Source organism: Nitrospiria bacterium, assembly GCA_035517655.1.
GTDB lineage: Bacteria > Nitrospirota > Nitrospiria > JACQBZ01 > JACQBZ01 > JACQBZ01.
In genome coordinates, this window is record DATIYJ010000040.1 from 19,627 (window position 1) to 30,334 (window position 10,708).

A 10,708-nucleotide genomic window follows, 5' to 3' on the forward strand; every position below is an offset into this window, starting at 1 on the left:
CGGGCGTTTCAAGAGGGTTCCGACGAAGAGCGGGAAGCGCCGGCCAAGGCCAGCAGGTCGTCCACCGTGAACAGGTGTTCCAGGGGATGACCGGCGGCCGCGATCTTTTCCCGGCCGCCTTCCTGTCGGTCCACGAGGGCGATGACCTTCAGGATCTTGCAGCCGTGCGCCTTCAGCCGTTCGATCGCCTTCAGCGTCGATCCGCCGGTGGTCACGACATCCTCCACGACCACCACCTCGGCGCCCTCCGGCAGGTTTCCTTCGATCCAGGCCCGGCTTCCGTGCCCCTTCGGCTCCTTCCGGATGATGAAGGCCGGAATGGGCTGTCCTTCGAGGTAGCTGGTCACGGCGACGGCCAGAGCGATGGGATCGGCCCCCAACGTCAGGCCGCCGACGCCTTGAGGGTGCAGAGACTTGATCCGCTCGAAGACCAGTCGGCCGATGAGCGCCGCGCCTTTCGGATCGAGCGTCACCTTTTTGCAGTCGACGTAGTAGCGGCTCATCTGTCCGGACGTGAGCTTGAAGACCGGTTGATCGCTGCAGCGGAACGATTGGCGGAAGAGAAGATCGAGCAGTTGATCCCGGCCGGAAGACGCGGCCGGCGCGCCTGATTTTTTTCGGGAGGGCATCGCGATCCTTTGTTTGCGGATTGTAAAAAATTCGGAGTTAGTATACCATAAGATTCGAACGTGTCAACGAGCATTGATAAGACCCCGCCGCGGTTTGCGGACCGGACGCGTTTGAGAACGACGGGTTTGAGATGAACTATTTAAAAGCCATCGGGTTTGTGGTGGGATTTCTTCTGATCCTGACCATTCTGTTTTATGTCGTTGGCATTTACAATATCGAATAGGGAAATCGGACAAGCTCATGACGGCTAAAACGGCGCACCGTCGCGTCACGGCGGGCCTTGTCCTCGTCGCCGGCTTGATGGGTTCTCCATGGACGCCGGTGATCGAAAGCCGGGCCGCCGATCCGATCGACCGCGCGGCGGGTCCCGTCCGCCTTGGAATGACGGTCGCGGAGTTCCAAAAAGCGGTGAAGGGCGGCGAGCAGACGGGCGAAAACCCGGGCCTGATCGAGGACGAACGGTCGTTCGAGGTCTTGCGGGAATCCCTGCCCCGGGAGATTCGGGTCATGGGCTGCCGGTTTCTTCACGGTCGGCTGTATCGCGTTACGGTCGAATACCGCGAAGGTTTTTTCGACGAGGCCCGTTGGGACAATCTGGTCAAGAAGGACATGGAACGATACGGGAAGGTGCCGGTCCAATCGAAGTCGCTCGGCGAGCATCCGTTTGAGTTTGTCCAGTGGGACGATCCGCAAACGCGTCTCGTCCTTCAACGGGAGCTTCGGATGCGGTTCGAGTCGAAGCAATTGGTGAAGCAATACAATGTCGTGATGATTCTGTTGGACCAAGCCCTTTGGAACGAGCGCCAGGAGGCCGAGGGGTCGCTGTTTTAAGCGCCGGAACGAGGTCGGGCATGGATGACGAAACGACGATCGGGTCGATCAACCTTTCGAACAATCTTTCCCGGCGGCGGATGGATTGGATCAATTACCATCTGGCCTGTCTCGTGGTCGTGGCCGGTCCGGTCATCGGCGAAAAATTTCCGCTGTCCAAGGAACAGATGGTGATTGGGAGGCAGCAGGATGCGGAAATCCCGATCGACGACCCCATGGTCTCGCGCAAGCATGCCGAGGTTGTGCGCGAATCCGGCGACCGGGTCGTCCTCCGCGACCTGGACAGCAAGAACGGGACGTTTTGCAACGATGCGAAGGTAGGGGAGAAGGAACTCTCGGAGGGCGATCTCATCCGGGTCGGGAACTCGATTTTGAGATACGTGGGGCCCAACAGCCTTGATCATCTGTACCAGGACGAACTTTCCGAACGGGCCCTTCGGGACGGACTGACGGGGTTCTTTAACAAGCCGACCTTTCGCCTTTACCTTGAGCGCAACCTCGAACGATGTAAAAACCTCCACGCGCCTCTATCCATCGGACTGATCGATTTTGACGGGTTTAAGAAGGTCGGCGAGGGCGAGAGGCATCCGGCCGGCGACCGTGTTCTGAAAGAATTTGCGGACCGGGTCAAGAGCGCGATCCGTCCGACGGATCTGCTGGCGCGGTACGGCGGCGACGAATTCGGTCTCATCCTTCCCCTCACCCACCTGATGGGGGGCCGGCTTGTCGGTGAGCGGCTTCGGACCCGCGTCGCGGATCAGGCGTTCGAGGTGGACGGGCAGGCGTTCTCGATGACGATCAGCGTCGGGATCGCCGAACGCTCGGGCGGCGCGGAGGACGCCGACGCGCTGGTCGCCCGGGCCGACGCGGCGCTCCGCGAGGCGAAACGGATGGGCGGGAATATCACCTACTGTTTTATGGAGCCGAAGAAGTAGGGGAAATCTCCGATGGGCGCCGGTGTCGGAGGGAAGCGCGACGGGTGGATCGGAGGCGCTCCCGATGCGCGTCGAGGGCCGGACCGACGCGTGCGGGGTCGGTCATCGGGGATAAGCAGGTGAAGTTGTAACAGAGATACACCGCGGCCTTCCCGTTGACCGGTCCCTTGCCTTCGAGGAGTGGGAGGGACGGAATTTTTCCCTGGGCCGCGAGGGGGTCGAGATGTCCCAGAATGCGATTCGGAAAATATCGCGAGGCCGTTTCGCGGCGGAGAGCCTCATAGCCCGCCTCGCCGGGTTTTCCGACCACCGCGATCTCGATCGGCCCATCCAAAAGAAAATCCACCGCGGCCAACGTTTTGCAAAAAGCGCGGGCAAAGCGATCGATGACCGCGCCGTAAGCCGTCACGGCCGACTCCGCCGCCTTTCGCCAGTCTTCGCGATTGAAATGAAACGACAGGCGCGCCAGGGCCATGGCGGCCGAAGCGTTCGCGTTCGGGGTGGCTCCGTCATGACCGTCGCGATGGCGGAGGATCAACCGTTCATGATCGCGCGAGGTGTTGTAAAATCCGCCGCCGTCCTCGGGACTGAAGTCGCTCAAGATCCGTCCGGATAATTCCGCCGCCGCGGTCAGGTATTGCGCCGAACCGCCCGCCTCGTACAGATCGATCAGGCCCTCGCACAAATAGGCATAGTCGTCCAGATAGGCGTTGAGGTGGGCCTTCCCCGAGCGGTAGGTTCGGAGCAGCCGGCCCTCGGGAGTCCGAACGGTTTGAAGGAGAAAGTCGGCCGCCCGCCCGGCGGCATCGAGATAGCGCGGCTCGTTCAGGATCCGGGCCCCTTCCGCCATCGCGCCGATCATTAAACCGTTCCAGGAGGTCAGAATCTTGTCATCCCGCCCGGGGGGGATGCGCCGGCCCCGCGCTTCGTACAGTTTTTTTCGAGAGGCGTCCAGCGAGATCTGCAACGCCACCGGGTCGATTCCAAGCCCGGCGGCGACCCCGGCCAAGGGGCGGGGCGTGTTGGGGATGTTTTTTCCCTCCCAGTTGCCCGCTTCGGTGATGTCGTAGTAGGCGCAGAAACGCCGGGCGTCTTCATCGCCCAGGACGGCCTTGACTTCATCCGGAGTCCAGACGAAATACTTTCCTTCCTCGCCCTCCGAGTCGGCGTCGGTGGAGGAGTAAAAGCCGCCTTCCGGCGAGGTCATCTCGCGGATTTCGTAATCCAGGATCTCGGTCGCGATCCGTTTGTAGAACGGCTCCTCGGTGACCTGATAGGCTTCCAGATAGATTCGGGCCAGCAGCGCATTGTCGTAGAGCATTTTTTCAAAATGCGGGACGAGCCATCGTTCATCGGTGGAGTAGCGGCAGAATCCGCCCCCGATCTGGTCGTACATGCCCCCTTGGGCCATCGCATCCAGCGTTCTCCGCACGAGGGCGAGCCATTCGGGATCTGCCGTGCGGCGGTGGACCCGCAGCAACAACGACAAGGCCGTCGAGGGCGGGAATTTGGGCGCGCCGCCGAATCCGCCATGAACAGGGTCGAACTCCCGCGCGAGCTGCGTCGCGGCCTGCTCGATGGCTTCGTCCCCCACCGCTTGGGCCGGGGCGGCGAGGACTTGTCCGCGGATATGTTCCGTGAGGGTTTCGCCCTGTTGCAACAACGCGGCGCGATTGGTTTTCCACAGGTCGGCGATCTTAAGGAGGATCGCGCCGAAACCGGGTCGGCCGTATCGATCCTCGGGCGGAAAGTAGGTCCCGGCAAAGAACGGCCGCTGGTCCGGCGAAAGAAAAACGGTCATCGGCCAGCCGCCGTGGCCGTTGTTCATCGCGACGGTCGCCGCCATGTAGATCTCGTCCAGGTCCGGCCGCTCTTCGCGGTCGACCTTGATATTGACGAAATGGTCGTTCATGATCCGGGCCGTCGCTTCATTCTCAAACGATTCGCGCTCCATGACGTGACACCAGTGGCAGGCCGAATATCCGATGCTGAGCAGGATCGGCTTGTCCTCGTCCTTGGCCTTGCGAAGCGCCTCCTCCCCCCACGGATGCCAGTCCACCGGGTTGTGCGCATGCTGAAGCAAGTAGGGGCTGGTCTGATGAATCAGGCGGTTGGTATGCCTATGCGTCGTGTCTTGCGTCATGGACTCAAGGATACCCTGCGCGGATTCGCTTGGTCAAGGATGGAAAGGGCTCCCGGTGCCTAGCCTTCCGGATCGTATTTAAGCCGGTAACCGATTCCGGGCTCGTTCATGAGAAATCGCGGGCGGGCGGGGTCTGATTCAAGTTTATGGCGGAGATGGGTCATGTGAACGCGCAGATATTGAACCTCGTTCTCCTGCGCGGGACCCCAAACTTCTCTGAGAAGCTGACGGTGGGTGATCACTTTGCCGGCGTGGCGAATCAAGACCGCCAGCAATTTGTACTCGATGGGGGTCAGGTGAACTTCCTTCTCATCGAGGTAGGCCTGCCGTTGCGCCAGATCCACCCGCAGATTATTCAGAATAAAGACCGGCTCGTTCTGATCCGCCCCCTTTCTGGCCGCGTGTCTCAGGGCGACGCGGATCCGGGCCAGAAGCTCGCCGGCGGTGAAGGGCTTCGTAAGATAGTCATCGGCGCCCGCGTCGAGCGCCCGGATTTTGTCCTGCTCCTGTTCCCGCGCGGATATCACGATCGCGGGTGTCCGTGTCCATTCCCGAAGCCGTCGGGTGATCTCCAGGCCGTCGAGATCCGGCAGCCCGAGATCGAGGAGAATCACATCGGGATTGCGCGTGGCGGCCTGGACAAGCCCTTCCTGCCCGGTCGCGGACTCGATGAGACGATAGCCCTGACTCTGGAGCGTGATCCGCAGAAAACGCCGCATTTGCGGCTCGTCCTCGATCAGCAAGATCAGCGGCTTTTCATCCGCCATCAGGAGCCTCGACCTTTTCTTCCCGCGGATTCGGCCCCGGCGGTCCTTCGAGAGGCAGAGTGAAACGGAATATCGCGCCGCCGCCGGGCCGGTTCTCGGCCCATATCCGGCCGCCGTGGGCCGTGACGATGGCCCGGCAGATGGACAAGCCCAGCCCGATGCCGCCCCCGGCGTCCGAACTGCGCGCGAATTTCTCGAAGATCCTCTCTTCGGCTCCCGGCGGGATGCCCGGACCGCGATCACCCAGTTCCACCCACAGGAGGTCTCCCTTCACCTCCGCGGAGAGTTCCAAGAGGCTTCCCTTCGGGGTATACTTCAGCGCGTTGTCCAGCAGATTCACCATGACCTGCTCGATCAGCAAAGGGTCGAAAGGAGCCAAGGGGAGATCTCTCGGCAAGCGGGTCGTCAGGGGGTGATCCTTGAGCCGGGCGGCCAGGCGGGTGAGCACCGCCGCAATGATCTCTTCGATCGACAGCCACTCCTTTTTCACGGTGATCGCGCCGGACTCGAGGCGGGTCATGTCGAGAACGTTTCGGATCATCTGATTTAAATGGTCCGCCTCTTCGGAAATGGTTTCGACCAGCTCCCGCTGACTGGATGGATCCAGAGTCACGTCGCGATCCAGGAGCGTCGTCGCGGCTCCGGTAATGGCGGCCAGCGGGGTTCGCAAATCATGGGAGACCGAACTCAGCAGGGTGTTGCGCAGGGCTTCCGTCTCGGCTTTCAAGAGGGCCCGGTGCGCTTCCCGGGCCAGGAGGGCCCTTTCGATCGCCATGGCCGTCTGGTTCGCAAAACTTTCGAGGGCACGGATCTGTTCCTGGTCGAAACCTCCGATGGAAGGATCGGGCCGGATCCCCAGCACGCCCACGGTCCGCGTGGAGGTTACAAGAGGCAGATACAAAGCCTGCGCCCCCGGAAGGGTGTCGGTTCCCAGCCCGGCCGGCTGACGTTGGTCGAACGTCCATTGGGCCACGCCCGATTCTCTCTGATCCAGAACAAAGGTTTCCGGTCCCGCCGCCGGGACCTTCAGATGGTTTTTGGGGTCGGGCAGGAGAACGACCGACCGGCTTGAAAAGACCTCGCCGATGTGTTTTACGGCGAGGGCGGTCATTTTTTCGATTTTCCGTTCGTACAACAATTCACGGCTCAGGCTGTAGAGCGCGCCCGTTCTCCGCTCCCGGAGCCGCGCGGCATCCGCCTGCTCCCGCACGCGCAGGGTCAAGCGGCTGATGACCAACGCCACGACGAACATGACGACGAACGTGATGAAGTATCGGACATCGGCAACGGCGAAGGTGTAGATCGGGGGTATGAAGAAGAAATCGAAGGAAGCCACGCTGAGCACCGTGGCCAGGAGAGAAGGTCCCCGACCCGCCCGGCTGGCGACCAGGACGATTCCCAGGAGATAGACCATGGCCAGATCGGCCGGAGTGAAGTACGGGCGCATCACGGCCGAAATTCCGGAACAGACCGCAACCGAGGCGACGCTCAGGATCCACTCTCTCGCGTTCGACCCGTGCGGAGCCGCTTTCCCGGAGCGCCGGGACACCGGCTCCGCGCTGTCGCCGGTGATGACATAAACGTCGATATCACCGCTGCCCCGGACGACCTCGTCCAGCGTGGAACCGAACAGCCGATCCTTCCATCGGGGATGGGTCGGCTTGCCGATGATAATCTTGCTGGCGTTTCGGCTTCGGGCGTAGCTCAGGATCTCCTCGCTGGCCCGATGCCCCGACAGGGTGACCGTTTCGGCTCCCAGACTCTCGGCCAGGTGCATGTGCTCGTCCAACTGTTTCCGGTCGCTTTCGGACAAGCGCACCCGCGAAGGGGCCTCGACATTCACGGCGATCCAGTTTGTCCGCAGGCCGTCGGCCATGCGCTTGGCCGCGCGAATCAACCGGATCGAGCGGGGATTCGGCCCGACGCAGACCAGGATCCGTTCGGCGGCCGGCCAAACGGTCTTGACCCCCCGGTCGAGCCGGTAGTTCTGCATCTGCTCGTCCACCCGCTCGGCTGTTTGGCGCAAGGTCAACTCCCTCAGCGCGAGCAGGTTTCCTTTCCGGAAGAAGTTCTCTTGCGCCCGGGCCGCGAGTTCGGCCACATAAACCTTCCCCTCCTTGAGCCGCTCCAGGAGTTCATCCGGCGGAAGGTCGATCAACTCGATCTCGTCCGCCCGGTCCAGGACGGAATCGGGCAGGGTCTCCCGCACCACAACCCGTGTGATCTGGGCGATCACGTCGTTGAGGCTCTCCAGATGCTGCACGTTCAGCGTCGTGTAAACATTGATTCCGGCCGCCAGCAGTTCGAAGACGTCCTGCCAGCGCTTTTTATGGCGGGATCCGGGGGCGTTGGTATGCGCCAGCTCGTCGATGAGAATCAGCGCGGGCTTGCGGGCCAGCGCGGCGTCGAGATCGAATTCTTTTAGCGTCGTCCCGCGGTATTCGATGGCGCGTCGGGGCAGGGCCTCCAAATCTTTGAGAAGCGCCTCGGTTTCGGCGCGGCCGTGGGTTTCCACGATTCCCACGACCACGTCGACTCCGTCGGCGCGTTTCTCCTGGGCCGCATTGAGCATGGCATAGGTCTTCCCGACCCCGGGGGCGGCGCCGAAGAAAATAATCAACTTGCCCTGGCGCGCGCGCTCTTCTTCTTTTCTTACCTGCTCAAGCAGCAGATCCGGGCTGGGCCGCCTTTCTTCTGGATGTTTCATGGCCCTCTAAATTTAGAACGGCGTGAAATTGAAGGTTAGATTATAGCAGGATTATCGGAGCTCATCCAGTGCAAGGTTCAACTGCAGGACGTTGACCGTCGCCTCGCCCAGAATTCCAAGTTGTCGCCCTTCGGTTTTGGCCGCAACAAGGGCGCGTACTTTGGCTTCATCCAGTCCCCGGACCTTCGCCACCCGATGAACCTGATACTCGGCGGCGGCGGGGCTGATGTGAGGGTCGAGGCCGCTTCCGGAAGCCGTGACAAGGTCCACCGGCACCGGCGCCGAATTTTCCGGATCGGCCGCTTTGAGCGCCGCGATCCGGTCCTGGACCGCTTTCAACAGCACGTCATTGGTCGGGCCCAAATTCGAACCGGAAGAGGAGGCCGCGTTATAGGGAAACGGCCCAGTCGCCGACGGTCGGCTCCAGAAATATTTCGGGTCGTCAAAGGGCTGGCCGATCAGCGTCGAGCCGACCGGCCGGCCGTTCTGAATAATCAAACTTCCATTGGCCTGTCGGGAAAAGATCACCTGGGCGATCCCCGTCACGGCCAGCGGGTAAAGAACTCCTGTCATCACCGTAAGAGTGAGCAGCAGGAAAAGGGCTGTTTTCGTTTGTGTCCACATCGTTTTCTCCTTAAACCAGGTGAAGTCCTGCCAGAATCATGTCGATCAACTTGATTCCGATAAACGGAACGATAATCCCGCCGGCTCCGTAGATCCATAAATGACGCCGGAGCAATGCGGCCGCTCCGATCGGAAGATAGCGCAGTCCGCGAAGGGCCAGGGGAACCAGAAAGAGAATGATCAGCGCGTTAAAAATCACGGCCGACAAGACCGCGCTCTGGGGAGTGGCCAGTTTCATGATATTCAAGACACCCAGAACCGGATACGTGCTGACAAAGGCCGCCGGGATGATGGCGAAATATTTGGCGACGTCGTTTGCAATGCTGAAGGTCGTGAGGGCGCCCCGGGTCATCAACAGCTGTTTTCCTATCGCGACGACCTCGATCAGTTTTGTCGGATTGGAGTCCAGATCAACCAGGTTGCCGGCCTCTTTCGCGGCCTGCGTGCCGGTATTCATGGCCACCGCGACATCGGCCTGGGCCAGCGCCGGAGCGTCGTTGGTGCCGTCGCCCGTCATCGCGACCAGCCGTCCGCCTTCCTGAAGATCGCGGATGAGCTTGAGCTTGGCCTCCGGGGTGGCCTGAGCGAGGAAATCATCGACGCCGGCCTCGGCGGCCACCGCTGCGGCCGTCAACGGATTATCCCCTGTGATCATGATGGTCTTGATCCCCATCCGCCGCAGCTCGGCGAAGCGTTCCTTAATTCCTCCTTTGACAATATCTTTCAGATGGATCGCTCCCAGCACCGTTTTTCCCTCTGCGACCACCAGGGGCGTTCCCCCCTGCTTTGCGATCGTTTGAACGGTTGTGCGCAAAGATTCCGGGAACTGGCCGCCCTTTTGGGTCACATAGGCCTCAATCGCCTCCGACGCCCCTTTGCGGACCTGCCGGCCGTTCAGATTAACGCCGCTCATGCGTGTCTGCGCCGTAAAGGGAACGAACGTTGCGCCCAGCGCATGAATATCCCGCGCGCGCAGCCCGTATTTTTCCTTGGCCAAAACCACGATGCTGCGGCCCTCGGGTGTTTCATCCGAGAGGGAGGCGAGCTGGGCCGCATCGGCCAGCGTTCCCTCGTCCACGCCGGGCACCGGAATAAACGCCGTGGCCTGACGGTTTCCGAGCGTGATCGTGCCGGTCTTGTCGAGCAGAAGAACATCGACGTCGCCGGCGGCTTCCACCGCGCGGCCGGACATGGCAATCACGTTGGCCTGAACCATGCGGTCCATCCCGGCGATGCCGATCGCGGATAGCAGTCCGCCGATCGTCGTCGGAATCAGGCAGACCAGCAGAGAGACCAGGACCGTCATGGTCACCGGCGTTCCCAGTTTAACGGCCGCCACGCTGTAGATGGAGTAGGGCAGCAGCGTGACGGTCGCCAAAAGGAAAATAATCGTCAAAGCCGCCAATAAAATGTTGAGCGCGATCTCGTTGGGCGTCTTCTGCCGTTTGGCTCCTTCGACCATGGCGATCATCCGATCCAGGAACATCTCGCCGGGGTTGGCCGTCACCCGGATGACCAGCCAGTCCGAAAGGACGTTCGTGCCCCCGGTCACGGCGCTGCGGTCCCCGCCGCTTTCGCGGATCACCGGCGCGCTTTCCCCGGTCACCGCGCTCTCGTTCACGGAAGCGACGCCCTCGATCACCTCTCCGTCGGCCGGAATCGTATGACCGGCCTCGACCAGTACGACATCTCCCTTCTTGAGGAGGCCGCCGGTGACCATGTCGAAGTTCGATCCGTATTTTGGATGGGCCAGTCGTTTAGCGGTAAGCTCCTGCCGCGACCGTCGTAGTGCGTCGGCCTGTGCCTTGCCGCGCCCTTCGGCCATGGCTTCGGCGAAATTGGCAAATAAAACGGTAAACCAGAGCCAGAGCGAAATATGAAGAATAAACCCGGCCGGCGCCTCGCCCTGGCCGAAAAGCGCCTGCAGGAACAGCATCGTGGTCAAAATACTTCCGACATAAACCACGAACATGACCGGATTGCGCAACTGATGCTTCGGACCGAGTTTCCGGAACGAAGCCACGATCGCCTGTCGGACGATCTGGGGATCGAATAATCTGTGTTTTTTTGC

8 protein-coding genes are annotated in these 10,708 nt (G+C 61.4%); 2 read left to right on the forward strand and 6 right to left on the reverse strand.

Translation table 11 applies throughout. The features are described 5' to 3' along the window. Nucleotides 1–8 precede the first annotated feature (8 nt). On the reverse strand, nucleotides 9–629 hold the full coding sequence (pyrE, locus tag VLY20_07760) for an orotate phosphoribosyltransferase (protein ID HUK56539.1): 621 nt from the start codon (nucleotides 627–629) through the stop codon (nucleotides 9–11). Between the two features lie 241 nt (nucleotides 630–870). Between pyrE and VLY20_07765 the strand changes: the two genes are divergently transcribed. Together VLY20_07765 and VLY20_07770 are read left to right on the forward strand one after the other, a co-directional pair. Then, a complete protein-coding gene (locus VLY20_07765; GenBank protein HUK56540.1) occupies nucleotides 871–1,461 on the forward strand; it encodes a hypothetical protein in 591 nt (196 codons plus the stop codon). A gap of 20 nt (nucleotides 1,462–1,481) precedes the next feature. After that, nucleotides 1,482–2,396: a GGDEF domain-containing protein gene (locus tag VLY20_07770; protein ID HUK56541.1), complete on the forward strand. Its 915-nt coding sequence runs from the start codon at nucleotides 1,482–1,484 to the stop codon at nucleotides 2,394–2,396. Here the strand turns inward: VLY20_07770 and VLY20_07775 are convergent. The 5 genes from VLY20_07775 to kdpB all read right to left on the reverse strand — a co-directional run. Then, nucleotides 2,377–4,539 carry a thioredoxin domain-containing protein gene (locus VLY20_07775; protein ID HUK56542.1) on the reverse strand — a complete coding sequence of 721 codons (2,163 nt, stop codon included), beginning with the start codon at nucleotides 4,537–4,539 and terminating at the stop codon, nucleotides 2,377–2,379. The genes VLY20_07770 and VLY20_07775 overlap by 20 nt on opposite strands. 59 nt (nucleotides 4,540–4,598) lie before the next feature. After that, nucleotides 4,599–5,306 (reverse strand): response regulator, encoded by a 708-nt coding sequence (locus tag VLY20_07780; protein ID HUK56543.1) that lies wholly within the window; start codon nucleotides 5,304–5,306, stop codon nucleotides 4,599–4,601. Further along, entirely contained in the window at nucleotides 5,296–8,013 is a 2,718-nt protein-coding gene (locus VLY20_07785) for a sensor histidine kinase KdpD (protein HUK56544.1), read from the reverse strand. The genes VLY20_07780 and VLY20_07785 overlap by 11 nt, the downstream gene beginning before the upstream one ends. 51 nt (nucleotides 8,014–8,064) lie before the next feature. Further along, nucleotides 8,065–8,637 (reverse strand): potassium-transporting ATPase subunit KdpC, encoded by a 573-nt coding sequence (kdpC, locus tag VLY20_07790; protein ID HUK56545.1) that lies wholly within the window; start codon nucleotides 8,635–8,637, stop codon nucleotides 8,065–8,067. Nucleotides 8,638–8,647: 10 nt separating this feature from the next. Further along, nucleotides 8,648–10,708: potassium-transporting ATPase subunit KdpB (gene kdpB, locus VLY20_07795; protein HUK56546.1), on the reverse strand; the 2,061-nt coding region annotated here is incomplete at its 5' end.